This is a genomic window from Flavobacterium aquidurense (assembly GCF_001404985.1).
Lineage (GTDB): Bacteria > Bacteroidota > Bacteroidia > Flavobacteriales > Flavobacteriaceae > Flavobacterium > Flavobacterium aquidurense_B.
The window spans coordinates 23898-42290 of record NZ_JRLF01000003.1 but is presented as its reverse complement, the minus strand read 5'-3'; the positions used below and the strand labels follow the sequence as shown (position 1 = coordinate 42290).

The window sequence follows — 18393 nt, the reverse complement described above, 5'->3', positions numbered from 1 at the left end:
ACGAGAGGACCGAATTGGACAAACCTCTAGTGTATCTGTTGTCCCGCCAGGGGCACCGCAGAGTAGCTACGTTTGGAAGGGATAAGCGCTGAAAGCATATAAGCGCGAAACCCACCACAAGATGAGATTTCTTTTAAGGATCGTGGAAGATGACCACGTTGATAGGCTATAGATGTAAAGGCAGTAATGTCATAGTCGAGTAGTACTAATAATCCGTAAGCTTATGTACACCCTTTTCTCCCCGATGCAAATCGGGGAGAAGAAACTTTCTAAAAATAATAAATAAAAATACTTTTCTTTATCTCAGTATGTTAAGATATTATGTAATGTTGATCAGTTAATCTGGTTACCCATTGCAAAAACGACCTTAAGGTGGTTATTGCGGCGGGGCTCACCTCTTCCCATCCCGAACAGAGTAGTTAAGCCCGCCTGCGCAGATGGTACTGCAGTTATGTGGGAGAGTATGTCGTCGCCTTTCTTTTTAAAACCCTGTTTCGAAAGAATCAGGGTTTTTTGTTTTTACAAAAAACCGCAATTATACCGCAATGCGGTAACTATCGAAAACGAATTTGCTTTAAAAAATCCCCATCACCTAAATGATGGGGATTTTTTAGGTTATAATAGTTCCGATTTTCAATTGTTAGATTAAAGAAGTACAAACCAAAATAAACCCCTTGTTTACCTGGAATTGCGTTAGGGATGGAAGCGATATCCTTTTGCGGTCCATAAACACCTGGCGAAGCCTTACCGAAAACCTTCCGCAAAAGATTTAGCGGACAGCCCGACCCGGAGGGAAACGCCAAAATCAATTTTATTTTAAAAAGGAAATATGTGTATTAAGTTTTATTCTTTATAAATAGTATTATTTTTGGTTTTTAGCTTCTATCGTCAATTTTACAATATTAGAAACAATAAGAATTTATTATTGTCTTAAAACTGTTTAATTTCTTTATTTAAATTTAATGTCTTGCAATTTTAAAATTCATTCTTAAATTGTATTTAATAAATTTGTTTAAGCAATAGTTTTAATTATGACTGAGTTATTAAGTACGATAAATAGCCTGCAAGTTTTGGATGAGGAAACGGAACAAGCAATAAAAAAATATTTTGTAGAAGAAAAGTTTCTGAAAAATGAATTTATTATTTGTGAAGGTAAAATTAGCTATAAAATCTATTTTATAAAATCAGGCTTAATCAGAAGATTTAGTTTACAAGATGCAACAGAAGTTACAAAGTGGATCTATACCGATAATCAGTTTGTAACATCATTGAGCAGTTTTTTTGAACAGAAACCTTCTTTTGAAAATTTTCAGGCTTCTGAAGATACCGTAGTTTATTCTTTGTCGTACCAGCATGAACAAATATTATTAGAATATCCTTTGTTTTCTAAATTTTACATTAAATTATTGCGACTTTATCTTTCTAAATTGAATGAATTTCATCACTTCTACACTTCAATGACTGCTCAGGAAAAATATTCTTATCTACTAAAGTCATTACCTCAAATTGTTTTGAAAGCGAAATTAAAAGATATTGCATCTTTAATTGGTGTTAGCCCTGAAACATTAAGTAGGATTAGGGCTCAAATTAATTGACTTTAGATCAATAAATGAGGTTTAATTCTTTTCAATATTTGTATCCTAAATAAAATACAGAAAATTGAAAAATATAATAATTGATAAGAAAGCTATAATTGGAAATAACGTAACGATTGGAAATTTTACAACTATTGAAAGCGATGTCGTAATTGGAGATAACTCGTGGATAAGTAACAATGTAACTATTTTAAACGGTACCAGAATTGGCGAAGGGTGTCATGTACATGCCGGAGCTGTCTTAGGCGGAACTCCTCAAGATTTAAAGTATGGAGGTGAATGCACTTTCTTGGAAATTGGAAATAGTAATATTGTTCGAGAATTTGTTACGATAAACAAAGGAACATCTTCAAAGTATAAAACTATTATTGGGGATGGTAATTTAATTATGGCAAATAGTCATATTGGTCACGATTGTTTTATTGGTAATAATTGTGTTATTGGATTTAATGTTGGTATGGCGGGTGAAGTTAATGTTGGCGATTGGGCTAACATTAGTGGTTTAACAGCTATTCATCAGTTTTCGATTATTGGTGAACATTCTATGATTAGCGGAATGAGCCGTATTGTAAAAGATGTTCCTCCTTATGTATTAGCATCGCGTGAACCGTTGTCATATTGTGGCCTAAATTTTACCGGATTAAAAAGAAGAGGTTTCCCAAGTGATAAAATTAATGAGTTGAAAGAAATTTACCGTATCATTTTTCAGGAAAAAAGAAATACGAGTAAAGCTTTGAATTTAATTGAAGAAAATTTTGAACAAACAATAGAGCGGGATATTATTATAAAATTCATCAAACAATCGAAAAGAGGAATTATAAAAGGATTTTACTGATTTCTTATTTAAGGTAAAAAAACCGTATTGTCATTTTGGCTAATACAAGATCCAAATAGGCTACATTTCTCAATGTTCTTATTTGGATTTTTGCATTATAAATTTAAACAATCAAAAAAATGCAAAAGACAATTTTTATTACAGGAGCTTCATCAGGTTTAGGAAAATCAGCAGCAAAATTATTTCAGAGCCAAGGTTGGCGTGTAATCGCGACAATGCGTAATCCTGAAAAAGAATCCGAATTAAATAAGCTTAAAGATGTTGTTGTACTTCCTTTAGATGTTACCAATTTAGACCAGATTATTTCAATAACTAAAAAAGTTACCAATTTATATTCTGTAGATGTTGTGATGAATAATGCTGGTTATGGTTTAATAGGAGTTTTAGAATCATTAAACGATGATCAAATTCAGCGCCAGATAACAACGAATTTACTTAGTGTTATTAGAATTTCAAAAGCTTTTACTTCGCACTTTCGTGAAAAAAAGAGCGGTATGTTTATTAATATTACTTCTACTTTTGGGTTAATAGGATTTCCTACCTGCTCCATTTATAGCGCTACAAAATTTGCTATAGATGGTTTTTCTGAAAGTATGGCCTACGAATTAGCTCAGTTTGGGATACAAGTAAAAATTATTGCGCCGGGAGGGATGCAAACTGATTTTGCTGTTCGATCAATGGAGTTGGAGAAACATGATGCTTATGAAGAATTAACTGCAGAAGTAAGTAAAGGGTATAGTGCTGAACAAATAGCTAATTATACTAAAGTAGAAGATATTGCTCAAATTGTTTTTGAAGCTGCGACTGATCATAAAAATAAATTAAGATATGTTGCCGGAAATGATGCTATTGGTTTATACGATCAACGTTTAAAAGAAGGAACAGAAGTGCAGTTTCAGAGTATTAAAACAATGTTTACTTTTTAAATTTTTATTAAAATGAAAAAACAAGCGATAGAACTCACTACTTTTAAATTAAATAATTTTACGTTTCAGCAATTTATTGAAGGTAATAAAGAGGTAGATGAATTTTTGAAAAGACAAAATGGATTTATTTCCAGAAATATTTCGGAATTAAAGAAAGGTTTTGTGTATGATATTCTTATATGGGAAAGTGTAGAAGATGGTACGAATGCCATGCATAAATTAATGACAGAACTACATGATTCTCCCGTACATGATATGATTGATCAAAGTATTGTAAACTGGAATATTGCACCAATTGAACATTTCGTAAGTTTGTAAAAATGAGAGTTGTTGAAAGCATAATGTTTAATTCAATTTTATGTCATGAAAAATCAGCCTAAAATATTTAATACAATATCAGAATTGCATGTTGCAATGGGACAGCCAAAGCCTATGCATCCGCTTATAAGTATTTTAAATTACGGCGAAGCTGTTTTTGATCCAAAGGATTTTGATCAGGGAATTATTTTAGATTATTATAAGATATCTTTTAAAACTCATTTTAAGGGAAAACTTAGATATGGTCACGGTTTTTATGATTTTGAAGAAGGAGGAATGTCCTTTGTGTCTCCGGGACAAATTTTGAAAATGCAGGATGAGGAAGCTGATTATAGTGGAATGTCATTAAATATTCATCCGGATTTTATTCGTCCATACTCATTAAACAGTAATATAAAAAAGTATGGATTTTTTAATTATTCTGCTTCTGAAGCCTTGTATTTATCTGAGAAAGAAAAAGTGACGATTCTGGATGTTTTTACTTCGATCCAGAATGAACTTAATGAGCGAATAGACAATTTTAGTCAGGATGTAATTATATCGCAAATAGAACTTTTGCTTAATTATAGTAACCGTTTTTATAATAGACAATTTATTACCAGGAAGGCAGTAAATCATGATGTACTTTCTAAACTGGAAAGTATAATAAATGATTATTTCGATCAGGAAAAAACATTAGTTAATGGAGTTCTTACGGTTCAGTTCTTAGCTCAGGAATTAAATTTATCTTCAAGGTATTTAAGTGATTTGCTGCGTAATCTTTGCGGTCAAAATACACAACAATTTATTCATGACAAATTGATAGAGAAAGCAAAGGAATATATTGCAACAGGAACTTTATCAATAGCAGAGATTGGTTATAAGTTAGGATTTGAACATCCGCAGTCTTTCAATAAATTATTCAAGAAAAAGACCAATTTGAGTCCTGTAGCATTTAAGGAATTATTCAATAAAAATTAAATTATGGCATCGCTAAATTTTGAACAATTAAAAGAACGTTCTTTAAAAATAAGACAACGTTATCACGAATTAGAGTTATTACATCACGGAAGTGAATGGACAGTTGAAGAAGATGCATTGGCTTTTTTAACAGATGTTGGTTTAGTAGCACGTCAGGTAATGTCGCAACAAGGACGCTGGCCAAAAGAAAATACCAAAGAAGAACTTCGTCATAAAATAGGCGAATCTATTTGGTGGCTTACTATTTTGGCTGAAAGAATGGATATCAATATTGAAACAGTTACGGAAGAATTTCTAAGTAAAACCGAAAGTTTATTAGGAGAATAATTTTATAATTATTTTTTGCCAAATGGCAAATTCTGCAAAAACAACTTTGATTAACTTAGTACTATGAAAGAATTTATAGAATACATATTGCAATTTGGCAGTTTAAATCAGCAGCAAATTGATTTGATTTTGAAAAAAGCAGATATACTTGAACTTCAAAAAGATGAATATTTTTCTGAGGCAGGAAAAGTTGCTCAGCAAGTTGGGTTTGTTTTAAATGGTATTGTAAGAGTTTGTTACTACAATAACAAAGGGGAGGAAATCACTAAATACTTTATTGACGAAAATAATCTGGTTGTTGATTTGGAAAGTTTTGAGAATGAAATTCAGTCAACAGCATACGTGCAAGCTATTACAGATACTAGTATTATGGTTTTTTCTAAAAAAGACTGGAAAGAACTTTCTAATACTATTGTAGGCTGGGATGCAATAGTGCATAAAGTTATTTCGAGAGCGTTAATGCAGAAAGTAGAAAGAAGAAGTCCGCAGATTTCAGAAGATGCGACCACACGTTACCTGAAATTTTTAGAAATCTATCCAAATGTTGTCAATCGTGTTCCGTTATCTTATGTTGCCTCCTATTTAGGTGTTACCCAATCCTCATTAAGCAGAATAAGAAAAAATATAAGTTAAATCGCTTTTTGTCAAATGGCAAATGATTTTATTTTTAAACGAATGACCTTTGCTTTAATAATTTAAAACAAGAAAAAAATGAATTCAGTATTAATTACAGGAGCGAACAGAAGCATTGGTTTAGAACTGGTAAAAGAGTTTTCTAAAAAAGGATTATTTGTTTATTTAGGAACCCGTGATCTTGAAAAAGGACAGGCGGTAGTAAAAGAATTAAGCGAAAGCGGATTTGAAAATATCAAACCCATTCAAATTGATGTTACGAAAACGGACACCATCTTAGCGGCGAAAAATATTGTCGAAAGTGAGCAAGGAAAATTGGATATTCTGATCAACAACGCAGGAATCAGCGGGGAGTTTCCGCAAAGTGCTTTAGATACATCGATTAAAGACATTCAAAATGTATTTGATACTAATTTTTTTGGTGTTATCAGCGTTACTCAAGCATTTTTGGAATTGCTTAAAAAATCGGAAAGTCCAAGAATAAGTAATATTACCTCGGGACTAGGATCTCTGACCTTGCATAGCGATCCAGCGTGGAAATATTATAATTTTAAAGCAGCAAGTTATGTTACATCAAAAGCAGCTTTGAATGCTTATACTATTGCATTGGCGTATGAGTTGAGAGAATTGCCTTTTAAAGTAAATGCAATTGATCCGGGTTATACGGCTACAGATTTTAATCATCATAGTGGTCCGGGTTCAGTAGAAAGTGCTGCGGCTTTTATTATCAAACATACTTTTACAGATGAAAATGCGCCTACAGGACAATTTTTTAGTAATGATATAGAAGATGAAACAGAGGTTAGCCCTTGGTAAAAAAATAGAAAAGTCTTTAAATTTTAAAAACCTCCAAAGTCAATGACTCTGGAGGTTTCTTTTTTATTTCTTCCTTCTCAAGGAAATAATGGTTTGAAGAATGACAGAAGTCATCACGAAAAATAATCCAAGATAAAATGATTGGCTCATTTCCTTGCCTTCATTAAAAAATACAAATGCTAAAATTATCGCATAAATAGGTTCTAGGTTAAAGGTAAGATTGGTTGTAAATGCAGGTATTTTTTTTAATGCTTCTGCAAATAAAACATAGAGACCAACGGTACAAAATAATGACAGCAATATCAGATAAAAAAAGTCGCTTCCGTTAGGGATTAAACTTTCAACAGGAAAAAAGATCAGATAAAATGGCATTAAAATTCCTAAACAAATTGTTCCGCCAATCATTTGATAATAATTGATGACTTTACTGTCGTAGGTTTTTACCAAACGTTCATTGTAAATCGTATACAGCGCAGCAAATGCCGATGAAATGCAGCCTAATAAAATTCCGGTATGATAAGAACTGTCAAAATGGAAAATCAGGCTGATGCCAAATAATGTGATGACACTAAAGATTAATTGAGAAAAAACGAGTTTGTTTTTATTGATCAAGGGTTCAAAAATCGCCGTAAAAAAGCTGGTAAGACAATAGCAAACCACGCCAATAGAAATACTGGAATACTTTATACTGGCATAAAAAAATGCCCAGTGAATGGCTATAAAAAAACCGATTTTAGCAATATTTAATTTTTCCCGAATATTGATTTGAACCAATGTTTTGGTCAATTGGATAAGAAAAAATAAAATAATGGCAGAAAAGAAGGTTCTATACCAAACTAAAAGTCCTTCGTTAAGGGAAATGAGTTTACCAAAAATACCGGTAAAACCCGAAAGTAGTACAGCTAAGTGTAACTTTAGATATGAATTTTTCATGAAAAGTGTCTGCTCGAAACCGAACAAGATTTAATTAATTACTAGTTAAATATGAAGTGTACAAAAACAGTTGATGTATTATCAACTTGTAACTTCATCTCATTTTAGAAAGAAATTAAACTCTTGGCGGAGGAAGACAACCTTTTCTATTCATTGTTTTTATTTTTTCAAATGTATGAAAATTTGAATGGTACTCTAAATTTGACTACATTTTTTTCTTTATAATAATAAACGTTAAGAGGAGAAATTTTATATTGGAAGTAAAAAAGAAATTAATCACCAATAATCTTTTTTCGATGTTCTATGCCCCAATCTGTCAAATTATTAATGATTGTTTGCAGTGTTTTTCCGTGATCTGTTAGTGTATATTGAACAGTGATAGGTTGCGTTTCTAAAACAGATCTTTTAATCAGTTTATTTATTTCCAATTCTTTTAATTCCTTGCTTAGCATTTTATTCGAAATGCCAACAACATCATTCAAAATATCAGAGAATCTTCTTTTGTTATAATAGCAGATAGAAGAAATAATAGCAATTTTCCATTTTCCACTCAAAACATCCATTGAGTCCTGGACGGCCATCATCTCCTTTTTATGCTGCTCTTTTTCGGGTACTGTGCATTCCATAAGGTTACTTTGTTACTTCAAGGTTACTGTTACTTTTAGTTACAAAGTTACTAAAATAAATTAAACTGCTATAAATTTGCATCAGTAAACATATTAAAAAAATATAAAAATGAGCAAATTAAAAAATAAAGTAGCAATAGTAACTGGAGCTTCAAAAGGAATTGGTGCTTCTATTGCTAAATATTTTGCAGCAGAAGGTGCAAAAGTTGTCGTTAATTATGCATCAAGCAAAGAAGATGCAGACAAAGTGGTAAAAACAATAACAGATAATGGCGGAAGTGCAATTGCAGTACAAGGCGATGTTTCGAAAGAGTCAGACGTTACAAGGCTTTTCGATGAAACTAAAAATGCTTTTGGTACTTTAGATATTTTGGTAAACAATGCGGGTATCTATCAATATGCGCCAATTGAAGAGTTTTCAGCCCAATCTTTCCACTCGCAGTTTAATATTAACGTTTTAGGATCATTGCTTTCTATTCAGGCCGCTCTAAAATCATTTGGTGAAAAAGGTGGTAATATTATCAATGTTAGTTCGGGAGCAAGTAATACGCCTCTTCCAACAGGATCTGTATATTCTGCTACTAAAGCCGCTTTAGACGCTATTACGATTTCTTTATCTAAAGAATTTAGCGGAAGAAATATCCGTATTAATTCTATTTTGCCAGGTGTGGTAGAAACAGAAGGCTCGCATAGCGCTGGTTTTATAGGTAGTGATTTTGAAGCAAAATTAGTTGCCACTACACCACTTGGCCGTACAGGACAGCCGGAAGATATCGCAAAAGTTGCCGTATTTCTTGCCTCTGATGACGCAGGATGGATTACGGGAGAAAAAATCTCTGTTTCGGGAGGTATTTACGGTATATAATTTCATCTATAAAAAAATTAAAAGAGACAAAATGAGTAAATTAAAAAATAAAGTAACAGTAGTTACGGGCGGTAATAGCGGTATTGGATTTGGTATTGCAGAAGCATTCAAAAACGAAGGAGCTGTTGGTGCTATTACAGGAAGAAATGAGAAAACATTAAGTGATGCTTTAGGAATTCTGGGTAAAGATTTTATCAGTATTCAAGGTGATGTCACGAATATCAGTGATTTGGAAAATACATTCAAAAAGACCTTTGATAAATTTGGTAAAATTGATGTATTAGTAGTAAATGCAGGAGGTGCTGTAGATGGTATAGAAATGGGAACCATAGAAAATGCTACTGAAAAAAGTTATGACAGCTATATGGATCTTAATTTGAAAAGTGCCTATTTTACGGTACAAAAAGCACTTCCGTATTTAAATGATGGAGCATCTGTAATCCTGATTGGATCGAGTGCTGCTCATCGCGCTGCACCCGGAATGGCTATTTATGCAGCGGCAAAAGCAGCAATTATATCATTGGCTAAAGGTTTATCTCTGGATTTATTGTCAAGAAAAATTAGGGTTAATACTCTTTCTCCAGGTTCTATTGATACACCAGTTTTTGGAAAAATAGTACCAGAGGAACATTTAGAAAGTGTAAAACAAATGTGGATAGATATTACACCTGTAGGCAGGCAAGGACTTCCGTCTGACATTGGGCATGCCGCGGTATTTTTAGCATCAGACGATTCAGCATTTATAGTGGGTACTGAAATCTTATCTGATGGAGGTTTAACTAATATCAGCCTTATGAGATAATTTAATTCTTACTTGTCGTTTTCAATGTTTCCCTTTTGAAAAACAAAAGTGAAGTAGAAGTAATAAAAAACTCCTTAAGAAATTAAGGAGTTTTTTTGTGTTCCTAAAAGTTTTTTCCCAATCATATTTTGCAATACCTGGATAAACCGGTAACTAGATAATGAACCATTTTCTTCGATTTGAAAGCTAATTTACGGTGGCATTATATTTGTAATATTGGGAAAAAGTTAACTGAAACTAAAAATCAATAATAACCTTGAAATATATGGAAAATCAAATTACTATACCAAAACCTTGCAGCCAAAATTGGAATTCAATGCTACCAAATAAAGAAGGTAGATTCTGTAATTCTTGTAGTAAAACAGTAATTGATTTTACTAAAATGGGGAATACTGAAATAAAAAAATATTTGCTTGAAAAAAAATCCAGTCAGGAAAATATTTGTGGACACTTTAAATTTGATCAAATTGAGACCGCGAATAGTATCAAATATTCTAATTTGAAAAATAGAATTAGCAAAATTAAGGTTAAACCAATTAAAAAAGCTGCACTGTTTTCTTTAAGTCTTCTTTTTGCTTTAACAAGCTGTATGGGAAAAGCAGCAATAGAAGGGGAGCCAGCAGTAATTGATAATGATTCAATTAATGATAATGAAATCATTAATAAAGAAAATGACACTTTAAAACATACTGATTCTATAAAAAGCCAGATTATTCAGGAAAAGGCAAAAAAATAAAGGATCAAGAAAAATAGACATAAAAAAAACTCCTTAATTTCTTAAGGAGTTTCTTGGTGGGCGATGAGGGGTTCGAACCCCCGACCCCCTCGGTGTAAACGAGGTGCTCTGAACCAGCTGAGCTAATCGCCCTATTTTACTAGGTTGCTATCGTTTGTGATTGCGAGTGCAAATATAAGGCACTTTTTCAGTTCTGCAAACAAAACCCGCTAAAAATTTAAAGTTTTTTTAAAGTTTTTTCTATCTCGTTGTAATTGAATTTATTATAAAGATAGTTTTTTTAGTCTTTTTCAGACAATTTAAAATTCTGCTAGTTTAATGGCAATTCCGCAACAACAAAAGTGCTTCCGCCAACATAGATAAAATCATTTTGCGTCGCGTTTTTCTTCGCAGCAAAGAAAGCTTCGGCTACAGAATCGTATTTCTCTCCTAACAAATTATATTTTTTAGCTGCTTCTTTTAAGATTTCAGTATCTAAACCTCTCGACGAATCAGGTCTGCAAAAATAGTATTGTGCATTTTTAGGAAAAAGAGGTAAAATAGAATCCAGGTCTTTATCGTTAACAACTCCCAGAACAATATGTAGATTCTCAAAAGTTTCTTTCTGAATCTGATTCATTACAACCGCTAATCCGTGTTTGTTATGTGCAGTGTCGCAAATAATTTTTGGTTTTTCGCCTAGTTGCTGCCATCTTCCTTGTAAGCCCGTATTTTTTACTACTTTCGATAAACCAGATTTTAGACTTTCATTTGAAATCTTAAATTCATTTTGAGCATTCAAAACCGCAATTGTTTGCTGAACCGTTTTTTTATTGTGAAATTGATAATCTCCAATTAAGTCTGATGGGAAAACTTCAGAAATTAAATCTGAGGCAAAATAAATAGGTGCTTTGTTTTCTTCGGCTTTAGCCAAAAATACAGGCTGAGTTTCTGGAGTGTATTCTCCAATAACAACAGGAATGTTGGGTTTTATAATACCGGCTTTTTCAGCAGCGATTAATGCTGGAGTATTGCCTAAAAACTGAGTATGATCTAAATCGATGTTCGTAATAACAGAAACCAAAGGCGTGATAACATTAGTAGCATCTAATCTTCCGCCAAGACCAACTTCGATAATTGAAATGTCTACCTTTTGAGCTGCAAAATAATCAAAAGCCAAACCTACAGACATTTCGAAAAAACTCATATCATTGGCTTCAAAAAAATCTTTGTGTTTGGCGACAAAATCACAAACAAAATCTTCTGATATTTCCTGACCATTAATTTTAATTCTTTCCCTGAAATCTTTTAAATGTGGAGAAGTATATAATCCTACGTTATATCCTGCTTCTTGTAAAACCGAAGCCAGCATATGCGAAGTTGATCCTTTGCCATTGGTTCCCGCAACATGAATGCATTTTAGCTTATTTTCCGGGTTATCAAGATGCGCCGTCAATAATTTAATATTGGTCAAATCTTCTTTATATGCTGAGGCACCTTGAAGTTGATACATCGGGAGTTGATTAAACATCCAATTTGTGGTTTCCTGATAGTTCATGTATTTGGATAAAATAGTTGTTGATTGAAATAATTTTCGTTTTTTTTAGTTTTATATTACAGCGAAAATTATCTTTATTGCAAATTTCAAATATTTTTTAGAATTAATTATTAAAAACCAGAATTAATATATGTTTAGTTTTATTCAATTACAAACAGACACCATTGCAAACGCCGCATCTAACGTAGTTATCGAAAAAATTGCACCAAATACCGAAATCTCAGTTTTAGGATTCATCTTAAAAGGAGGTTTTTTCCTGATCCCGATCGCCATTTTATTATTCTATACTTTTTATGTTATTATAGAACGTTATCTATATATTAGTAAAGCCTCTAAAATTGATGCCAGATTAATGCAGGATGTTGGAGATAAACTAAATGCTGGAAATATTGAATTGGCCAGAACAATTGTAGAAAGAAGTAATACAGCTGCCGGAAATATTTTAAAAGAAGGTGTTTTAGTTATTGGAAGACCAATTGCTGAAATCGAATCAAATATGGATCGTGCTGCCGATATTGAAATTGGTGAAATGGAAAGACGTCTGGGTCACCTAGGGCTTATTGCCGGTATAGCACCAACGTTAGGTTTTATTGGAACAATCTCAGGAGTTATCAAGATTTTCTATAGCATTTCGGTTACTGAGAATATTAGTATAGGAAACATTTCAGGAGGTTTATATGAGAAAATGATTAGTTCCGGTTCAGGACTTATTGTAGGTATTATTGCCTATAGTGCTTACCATCTATTGAACGGAAAGATTGATGATTTTGCTTTAAAAATCCAAAAACAAATATTAGAATTTGTAAATATAATTCAAAGAGCATAAGGTATGTCTATTAAGAGAAAAAGAAGATTTCATGCCGAAGTCGCGACTTCATCATTGAGTGATATTATGTTTTTCCTGCTGTTGTTTTTTCTTATTATCTCAACACTTGCAAATCCTAATGTTATCAAGATGACTTTGCCAAAAGCGAAATCAAATGAAAAAACCAATAAACAGCTAATCAGTTTATCAGTTACCGAAGATAAAAAATTCTACATCGACAAAGAACCCGTAGATTTTGAAAATCTGGAAACAAGTTTAATGTCAAAAATAGGAGCAGATAAAGAACAAACCGTTGTAGTTCGAATTCCGTTCAATTTGCAAGTACAAGATTTAGTCGACGTACTGCAAATAGGAGTAAAGAACAATCTGAAGTTTGTGATTGCTACAAGTCCGAAGTAAAATCATTAGGGCGTGACCACAATAAAAAAATGGGCAAATCAGCATAACGTTGATTCGCCCACTTTTTTATTGTAGTCGGGCTATCCGCGCTACTTCGGTAGCCAGCTCCTATCCCTCACGCAAAAGAAAAGAGAGAATGGAAGAAAAGTGCTTAGAAGAAAGAGGAAAGAAGAAAGAAGAAAGAGGGAGAATAGATTAAAGAAAATAGTCATTGAGTATTTCATTTCGACTCAGGAGAAATCCTCGCGAGAAGCTCCACAAAGATTGGTGCTTTTCGTAACGGAGTTATTCGTGTCCTTCGACTTTGCTCGAAATGACAAACTAGACGCATAAAACAATAAAAAAGGCTTTCTGAAAATCATCAGAAAGCCTTTTTTATTTTATATAAATTGATGAAATAAGTGTTTTAATCCAAGCTAAAATTATAAATAATTTTTCCAACTTGTTTTGCAGGCGCGTTACTGTCAGCATCCCATTTGGTATTCATGGCGGCAATTTTCGCTTGATCCAGTAGACATCTTGCTGTATTTGTTGTTCCTTTTATTCCAGCAGTTGCATTAATTGTTTTTCCGTTTTGATCTACTGTAACTTCTACAACTACTTTTCCTTCTTCATTACAAGTGTACTTTGGTGCAGGTTTAGACAAAGCTTTACGACCGTTTAAGGAATAGCCTGATCCTCCGCCAGTACCTCCGCCGCTTCCGGCTCCATAACCACTTCCGGTCCCAATTCCATTTCCTGTGCCGTTTCCTCCGCCTGTTCCGCCACCAGAACCTCCAGTGCCATAATAACCGCCTGAGCTTAAACTTCCGCCAGCTTTTCCTTTGTTTCCTGCCGTTTTATCATCTCCGTCGCCGCCTTTGTTAGACCCTTTTAAAATACTGGACAAAGCATCATTTGTAGAATTAGAAACTTTTGGTTTTTCAGGAACTGGTTTTGCTTCCGGTTTTACAACAGGAGTTGCTTTCTTAGGTTTTTCTTTTACGGGAATAATTACATCTTCAGCAGCAGCATTTGTGTTTTCTTGTGTTATGATAGCTTCGTCCGGAGTTGATTTTGAGGGAGCTTGTTTGGTTTCGTTTTTAACATTCAAAACTTCACTTTTATAATTTGCCCCAGATCCTAAATCACTGTCTCCAAAGTTTACCGTTACGCCGCCACCGCCACCGCCTTCTGCAAGTGCCGCATTATTTTCCGGATTATAAGGAGGCCAAAAACGTATGAAAAATAAAAGCAATAACAATACAGCATAAATCGCTGTAGTGATTAATAGTGATTTCTTTTTATCTGAAGAATCCGTAGAAGTCATTTTGATTCTGAGTTTGTAATAGTATTTAATAAAAACGTTTAAAAGTAGTAAAAATTGTTTAGAAACAAAGAGGGAATTTAACCCCAAAGCCCGCAAGGGTTTACGCAAAGCTGTTTGTTTTTAATCTCGCAAAGTCGCGAAGTCGCAAAGAAAACTTAAAAATAAGACTTTGCGCCTCTGCGACTTTGCGAGAAATAAGTTAGCGTCCGTTGCGTAAACCCTTGCGAACTTTGCGTTTAAACAAAAAAAAGCGAGCTAAAATTTAGCCCGCTTAGAATAAAAGTATAAAGAAAATTATACTAATTGTTTCAATGCAATTTCAAAAGCTGTTGCACTGATATTTGTTTTTGACGGATTTAAAGCATGTGCTTTTACAATCGCATTTTTTATAATTTCAGAGGTATCATTAAAAATCGCCTCATCCGTCATTTGAACTTTTTTCTCCATGAAATAGGCAAAAACCCTTGCCATTCCACAGTTTGAAATAAAGTCAGGAATCAAACTCACTTTATGATCTACTTCTTCCATAATAGAACCAAAGAAAATTTCCTTGTCAGCAAAAGGGACATTCGCACCACAAGAAATCACTTCCAGTCCGTTGGCAATTAAGCTGTCAATTTGAGTTTGCTGTACTAATCTTGAAGCGGCACAAGGTGTGAAGATTTCAGCACCAATTGTCCATATTTTTGAATTGATTTCTTCAAACGGAATCATATTATCAGCAACCAATTTATTACCGTCTTTATTTAAGAATAACGTTTTAATTTCTTCAAAAGAAAAACCTTCTTCTTTAATTAATCCGCCATCGCGATCAATAATTCCTATAACTTTTGCTCCCATTTCAGCCAGGTAAAAAGCAGCTGCAGAACCTACATTTCCAAAACCTTGTACGATTGCTTTTTTACCTTTTATATCTCCTCCATAAGTTGCATAAAAATGACGTACAGCTTCAGCAACGCCGTAACCAGTAATCATATCAGCAACAGTATATTTTCTGGTTACATCCGGTGAGAATTTAGGGTTCTCGATTACTTTGATAACACCCTGACGTAATTGACCAATTCTATTAATTTTATCAGCTTCTGTTGGTTTAAAATGCCCATTAAAAACACCTTCCTGCGGATGCCATACACCACATTCTTCTGTCATTGGGATAACTTCGTGAATTTCATCAACATTAAGATCTCCGCCAGTTCCGTAGTAACTTTTTAATAAAGGCGAAACCGCTTTGTACCAACGTTGTAAAACCCCTTTTTTACGAGGATCATTCGGGTCAAAATTTATCCCGGATTTTGCACCTCCAATTGCTGGTCCGGAAACTGAAAATTTAACTTCCATTGTTTTAGCCAAGGACAAAACTTCATTCATATCTAATCCTTTTCTCATTCTTGTTCCTCCACCTGCAGCTCCTCCGCGTAGTGAATTAATAACAGTCCATCCTTCGGCTTCTGTTTCAGAATCTTTCCAGTTAAAAACAATTTCAGGTGGTTTATTTTCAAATTGTTGTAATAAATCTTTCATTTTGTTGAGATATGTTTAGTTTGCGTAAAAGTATAAAATAGAATAATGCGAATAATGTATTATGCATCAATTTTTATTAAACAAAAAAAGAAAGCCGAAAACAGTACGTTTTCGGCTTTAGAATATTTTTTTAAGCTGTAAATTATATTCCTAATAAATGTTTTTTCAATGTATCGTCTACCGGTTTATCAGAAAGCCAGATTCCGAATAATGCTTTTTTGAAATCAAATCCTGAAACTTTTCCTTTCAAAACTTCATTTTTATATACATTGATTGTTTGGTCAAGTGGGTTATAGCCTAAAACAAAAACATCTTTTTCTGTTATGGCATCACTTAGTAAAGCTTTAAATTGTTCAATTCTTGGTCTTAGTTCTTCAAGGTTGCTTCCTGCAGATTTTTCGAAACCGGCATTCATTGCTTTTGTCAATTTGTTTGACGATACCATTGATGATGTTATTTCAATTCTGATTGCCATTTCAGTATCACTGTCAATAATAAATTGTGGATCCTGACTTAATTGAGATAAATATAAGGCCTGAACATAAACTTCGAGCCACATTTTAGATCTTCCACCAGCTCCGTTAAGCTGCAAAGTTTTACCTTGAAATTCAATTTTTCTAGGAACTGTAACGCCATTTACCTCCAGTTGAGTCTGGGCTGAAACGGTAGAAAATTGTATGCTTAAAAGAAGAGTAAGTAGTAGTAAAATCTTTTTCATGTTCTATCAATTTTATAATTTTTAGGCAAAAATAATGTTAATTTATCAATTAAACCTCGTTTTTTAATAAGTTTTTTTTTCTTGCGTTCTTATTTTTTTAACCGTATTTGATTAATAATCAAATTAGTAAGAGTAGTTTTACGTGCTTTTTTGCATTTTAAGATTTGTTTAAGTTTTTTGAACTTGTAAAGTGTAGATAAAACTTGGTTTTTAGTCTTTTTAGGGCGTGTTTATATTCTTAAAATTTAAAGAAAACGTTGCAAACTTAATGCCTGTACTGCTAAATTTCGTTATTATTACGAAAACGTTATCGTAATTGTTGCCGATCTATTAAATTTATATGCATGCATTGTTAATTCCAGTTTTAAAAATTATCTTTGGAAGCCTTTTTCAAGGAAATAAAACAATTCAAAAAACAAAAATAACCATCTGTTAAACCCTCTTTTTAAATTTGGCTTACAGAAAACATAAAACACATAACTATGGATTTCAATCTTACCGAAGAACACTTAATGATACAACAAGCAGCAAGAGATTTTGCTCAGAACGAATTGCTGCCAGGTGTTATTGAGCGTGACGAAAAACAAATTTTTCCAACGGAGCAAGTAAAAAAAATGGGACAATTAGGATTCATGGGAATGATGGTTGATCCTAAATACGGAGGAAGTGGTCTGGATGCTATTTCATATGTAATTGCAATGGAGGAGATTTCTAAGGTTGATGCATCTGCTTCTGTAGTTATGTCAGTAAACAACTCATTAGTTTGTTGGGGTTTACAAGAATATGGAACAGAAGAACAAAAACAAAAATACTTACCTGGTCTTGCTTCAGGAGAGATTCATGGAGCATTTTGCTTAAGTGAGCCGGAAGCCGGTAGTGATGCAACATCTCAAAAAACTACTGCAATAGACATGGGAGATCATTACCTGGTAAATGGTACAAAAAACTGGATTACAAACGGAAACACAGCATCTGTTTATTTGGTAATTGCCCAAACGCATCCGGAGAAAAAGCATAAAGGAATTAATGCTTTGATTATGACTAAAGATATGCCGGGTTTTTCTGTGGGTCCAAAAGAACAAAAAATGGGAATTCGTGGTTCTGATACTCACTCTTTAATGTTTAGTGATGTAAAAGTTCCTAAAGAAAATAGAATTGGAGAAGACGGTTTTGGGTTCAAATTTGCCATGAAAACGCTTGCAGGAGGACGAATAGGTATTGCATCTCAGGCATTAGGTATTGCATCAGGAGCTTATGAACTGGCTTTAAAATATTCGAAAGAACGTAAAGCTTTTGGTACCGAAATCTGTAACCACCAAGCGATAGCCTTTAAACTGGCAGATATGGCGGTAAATATCGAAGCAGCCCGTCATTTGTGTATGAAAGCAGCCTGGGATAAAGACCAACAAAAAAACTACGATGTAAGTGGGGCAATGGCAAAATTATTTGCTTCGCAAGTAGCAATGGATACGGCTGTTGAAGCAGTTCAGATTCATGGAGGAAATGGTTATGTAAAAGAATATCATGTTGAACGTTTTATGCGTGATGCAAAAATTACACAGATTTATGAAGGAACTTCAGAAATTCAGAAAATAGTAATTTCGAGATCTGTTATTGCAGGATAATTTTAACCTAATTGTATATAAAATACCCTTTCAGCTTTTTTGCTTTGAAAGGGTTTTTTTATGATTTATTTTTTTTAAATTTCAGG

20 protein-coding genes, 1 tRNA gene and 2 rRNA genes are annotated in these 18393 nt (G+C 33.3%); 16 read left to right on the top strand and 7 right to left on the bottom strand.

All coding sequences use genetic code 11. The features are described 5' to 3' along the window. The 10 genes from RC62_RS00915 to RC62_RS00865 form a co-directional block, all read left to right on the top strand. Positions 1-229 (top strand): 23S ribosomal RNA (locus RC62_RS00915); the annotation flags it as partial. 139 nt (positions 230-368) lie between these two features. Beyond that, positions 369-478: ribosomal RNA gene (gene rrf, locus RC62_RS00910) — 5S ribosomal RNA — on the top strand. Between the two features lie 553 nt (positions 479-1031). Then, on the top strand, positions 1032-1595 hold the full coding sequence (locus RC62_RS00900) for a Crp/Fnr family transcriptional regulator (protein ID WP_055091697.1): 564 nt from the start codon (positions 1032-1034) through the stop codon (positions 1593-1595). 64 nt (positions 1596-1659) lie between these two features. After that, positions 1660-2430 (top strand): acyl-ACP--UDP-N-acetylglucosamine O-acyltransferase, encoded by a 771-nt coding sequence (gene lpxA, locus RC62_RS00895; protein WP_055091695.1) that lies wholly within the window; start codon positions 1660-1662, stop codon positions 2428-2430. Between the two features lie 119 nt (positions 2431-2549). Beyond that, a complete protein-coding gene (locus tag RC62_RS00890; RefSeq protein WP_055091692.1) occupies positions 2550-3356 on the top strand; it encodes an SDR family oxidoreductase in 807 nt (268 codons plus the stop codon). Positions 3357-3368: 12 nt separating this feature from the next. Further along, positions 3369-3674, top strand: a complete 306-nt coding sequence (locus RC62_RS00885) for a hypothetical protein (RefSeq protein WP_055091690.1) — start codon at positions 3369-3371, stop codon at positions 3672-3674. Between the two features lie 45 nt (positions 3675-3719). Further along, positions 3720-4634 carry a helix-turn-helix domain-containing protein gene (locus RC62_RS00880; RefSeq protein WP_055091688.1) on the top strand — a complete coding sequence of 305 codons (915 nt, stop codon included), beginning with the start codon at positions 3720-3722 and terminating at the stop codon, positions 4632-4634. Positions 4635-4637: 3 nt separating this feature from the next. After that, entirely contained in the window at positions 4638-4961 is a 324-nt protein-coding gene (locus RC62_RS00875) for a hypothetical protein (protein WP_055091686.1), read from the top strand. Between the two features lie 63 nt (positions 4962-5024). Next, on the top strand, positions 5025-5594 hold the full coding sequence (locus RC62_RS00870; RefSeq protein WP_055091684.1) for a Crp/Fnr family transcriptional regulator: 570 nt from the start codon (positions 5025-5027) through the stop codon (positions 5592-5594). A gap of 78 nt (positions 5595-5672) precedes the next feature. After that, complete coding sequence (locus tag RC62_RS00865; protein ID WP_055091682.1) at positions 5673-6410, top strand: SDR family NAD(P)-dependent oxidoreductase; 738 nt, start codon at positions 5673-5675, stop codon at positions 6408-6410. A 63-nt stretch (positions 6411-6473) separates the two neighbouring features. On the opposite strand, the gene RC62_RS00860 is transcribed toward RC62_RS00865, so the two are convergent. Both RC62_RS00860 and RC62_RS00855 read right to left on the bottom strand, forming a co-directional pair. After that, positions 6474-7343, bottom strand: coding sequence for a DMT family transporter (locus RC62_RS00860; RefSeq protein ID WP_055091701.1), 870 nt, complete (start codon positions 7341-7343; stop codon positions 6474-6476). Between the two features lie 272 nt (positions 7344-7615). Then, on the bottom strand, positions 7616-7969 hold the full coding sequence (locus tag RC62_RS00855; RefSeq protein WP_055091679.1) for a winged helix-turn-helix transcriptional regulator: 354 nt from the start codon (positions 7967-7969) through the stop codon (positions 7616-7618). Positions 7970-8078: 109 nt separating this feature from the next. Here RC62_RS00855 and RC62_RS00850 point away from each other — a divergent pair, with 109 nt between their 5' ends. The 3 genes from RC62_RS00850 to RC62_RS00840 all read left to right on the top strand — a co-directional run bounded on the left by RC62_RS00850 (position 8079) and on the right by RC62_RS00840 (position 10372). Then, positions 8079-8834 carry an SDR family NAD(P)-dependent oxidoreductase gene (locus RC62_RS00850; protein WP_055091677.1) on the top strand — a complete coding sequence of 252 codons (756 nt, stop codon included), beginning with the start codon at positions 8079-8081 and terminating at the stop codon, positions 8832-8834. Between the two features lie 31 nt (positions 8835-8865). Next, the gene (locus tag RC62_RS00845; RefSeq protein WP_055091675.1) at positions 8866-9636 is read left to right on the top strand and encodes an SDR family oxidoreductase; all 771 of its coding nucleotides are present in this window, start codon (positions 8866-8868) and stop codon (positions 9634-9636) included. A 265-nt stretch (positions 9637-9901) separates the two neighbouring features. Continuing rightward, positions 9902-10372 carry a hypothetical protein gene (locus tag RC62_RS00840; RefSeq protein WP_055091674.1) on the top strand — a complete coding sequence of 157 codons (471 nt, stop codon included), beginning with the start codon at positions 9902-9904 and terminating at the stop codon, positions 10370-10372. 54 nt (positions 10373-10426) lie between these two features. On the opposite strand, the gene RC62_RS00835 is transcribed toward RC62_RS00840, so the two are convergent. Together RC62_RS00835 and RC62_RS00830 are read right to left on the bottom strand one after the other, a co-directional pair. After that, positions 10427-10504 (bottom strand) — tRNA-Val (locus RC62_RS00835). Between the two features lie 178 nt (positions 10505-10682). Beyond that, positions 10683-11909 carry a bifunctional folylpolyglutamate synthase/dihydrofolate synthase gene (locus RC62_RS00830; protein ID WP_055091671.1) on the bottom strand — a complete coding sequence of 409 codons (1227 nt, stop codon included), beginning with the start codon at positions 11907-11909 and terminating at the stop codon, positions 10683-10685. A gap of 130 nt (positions 11910-12039) precedes the next feature. Between RC62_RS00830 and RC62_RS00825 the strand changes: the two genes are divergently transcribed. Together RC62_RS00825 and RC62_RS00820 are read left to right on the top strand one after the other, a co-directional pair. Next, on the top strand, positions 12040-12735 hold the full coding sequence (locus tag RC62_RS00825; protein WP_055091669.1) for a MotA/TolQ/ExbB proton channel family protein: 696 nt from the start codon (positions 12040-12042) through the stop codon (positions 12733-12735). Positions 12736-12738: 3 nt separating this feature from the next. After that, positions 12739-13134 carry an ExbD/TolR family protein gene (locus RC62_RS00820; protein ID WP_026983008.1) on the top strand — a complete coding sequence of 132 codons (396 nt, stop codon included), beginning with the start codon at positions 12739-12741 and terminating at the stop codon, positions 13132-13134. A 406-nt stretch (positions 13135-13540) separates the two neighbouring features. On the opposite strand, the gene RC62_RS00815 is transcribed toward RC62_RS00820, so the two are convergent. From RC62_RS00815 to RC62_RS00805, 3 genes are all read right to left on the bottom strand, one after another. Beyond that, complete coding sequence (locus RC62_RS00815) at positions 13541-14443, bottom strand: energy transducer TonB (RefSeq protein ID WP_055091667.1); 903 nt, start codon at positions 14441-14443, stop codon at positions 13541-13543. 294 nt (positions 14444-14737) lie between these two features. After that, complete coding sequence (locus RC62_RS00810; RefSeq protein WP_055091664.1) at positions 14738-15964, bottom strand: Glu/Leu/Phe/Val dehydrogenase dimerization domain-containing protein; 1227 nt, start codon at positions 15962-15964, stop codon at positions 14738-14740. Between the two features lie 142 nt (positions 15965-16106). After that, complete coding sequence (locus tag RC62_RS00805; protein WP_055091662.1) at positions 16107-16682, bottom strand: chalcone isomerase family protein; 576 nt, start codon at positions 16680-16682, stop codon at positions 16107-16109. A gap of 482 nt (positions 16683-17164) precedes the next feature. Here RC62_RS00805 and RC62_RS00800 point away from each other — a divergent pair, with 482 nt between their 5' ends. Next, a complete protein-coding gene (locus tag RC62_RS00800) occupies positions 17165-18307 on the top strand; it encodes an acyl-CoA dehydrogenase (RefSeq protein ID WP_055091661.1) in 1143 nt (380 codons plus the stop codon). The last annotated feature ends 86 nt before the right edge of the window (positions 18308-18393 follow it).

Excerpts from the sequence above, each read along its gene's own strand:
- RC62_RS00900 (WP_055091697.1), top strand. The coding sequence starts at position 1,032 with ATGACTGAGTTATTAAGTACGATAAATAGCCTGCAAGTTTTGGATGAG.
- RC62_RS00890 (WP_055091692.1), top strand. The coding sequence starts at position 2,550 with ATGCAAAAGACAATTTTTATTACAGGAGCTTCATCAGGTTTAGGAAAA.
- RC62_RS00885 (WP_055091690.1), top strand. The coding sequence starts at position 3,369 with ATGAAAAAACAAGCGATAGAACTCACTACTTTTAAATTAAATAATTTT.
- RC62_RS00880 (WP_055091688.1), top strand. The coding sequence starts at position 3,720 with ATGAAAAATCAGCCTAAAATATTTAATACAATATCAGAATTGCATGTT.
- RC62_RS00875 (WP_055091686.1), top strand. The coding sequence starts at position 4,638 with ATGGCATCGCTAAATTTTGAACAATTAAAAGAACGTTCTTTAAAAATA.
- RC62_RS00870 (WP_055091684.1), top strand. The coding sequence starts at position 5,025 with ATGAAAGAATTTATAGAATACATATTGCAATTTGGCAGTTTAAATCAG.
- RC62_RS00865 (WP_055091682.1), top strand. The coding sequence starts at position 5,673 with ATGAATTCAGTATTAATTACAGGAGCGAACAGAAGCATTGGTTTAGAA.
- RC62_RS00860 (WP_055091701.1), bottom strand. The coding sequence starts at position 7,343 with ATGAAAAATTCATATCTAAAGTTACACTTAGCTGTACTACTTTCGGGT.
- RC62_RS00855 (WP_055091679.1), bottom strand. The coding sequence starts at position 7,969 with ATGGAATGCACAGTACCCGAAAAAGAGCAGCATAAAAAGGAGATGATG.
- RC62_RS00850 (WP_055091677.1), top strand. The coding sequence starts at position 8,079 with ATGAGCAAATTAAAAAATAAAGTAGCAATAGTAACTGGAGCTTCAAAA.
- RC62_RS00845 (WP_055091675.1), top strand. The coding sequence starts at position 8,866 with ATGAGTAAATTAAAAAATAAAGTAACAGTAGTTACGGGCGGTAATAGC.
- RC62_RS00840 (WP_055091674.1), top strand. The coding sequence starts at position 9,902 with ATGGAAAATCAAATTACTATACCAAAACCTTGCAGCCAAAATTGGAAT.
- RC62_RS00830 (WP_055091671.1), bottom strand. The coding sequence starts at position 11,909 with ATGAACTATCAGGAAACCACAAATTGGATGTTTAATCAACTCCCGATG.
- RC62_RS00825 (WP_055091669.1), top strand. The coding sequence starts at position 12,040 with ATGTTTAGTTTTATTCAATTACAAACAGACACCATTGCAAACGCCGCA.
- RC62_RS00820 (WP_026983008.1), top strand. The coding sequence starts at position 12,739 with ATGTCTATTAAGAGAAAAAGAAGATTTCATGCCGAAGTCGCGACTTCA.
- RC62_RS00815 (WP_055091667.1), bottom strand. The coding sequence starts at position 14,443 with ATGACTTCTACGGATTCTTCAGATAAAAAGAAATCACTATTAATCACT.
- RC62_RS00810 (WP_055091664.1), bottom strand. The coding sequence starts at position 15,964 with ATGAAAGATTTATTACAACAATTTGAAAATAAACCACCTGAAATTGTT.
- RC62_RS00805 (WP_055091662.1), bottom strand. The coding sequence starts at position 16,682 with ATGAAAAAGATTTTACTACTACTTACTCTTCTTTTAAGCATACAATTT.
- RC62_RS00800 (WP_055091661.1), top strand. The coding sequence starts at position 17,165 with ATGGATTTCAATCTTACCGAAGAACACTTAATGATACAACAAGCAGCA.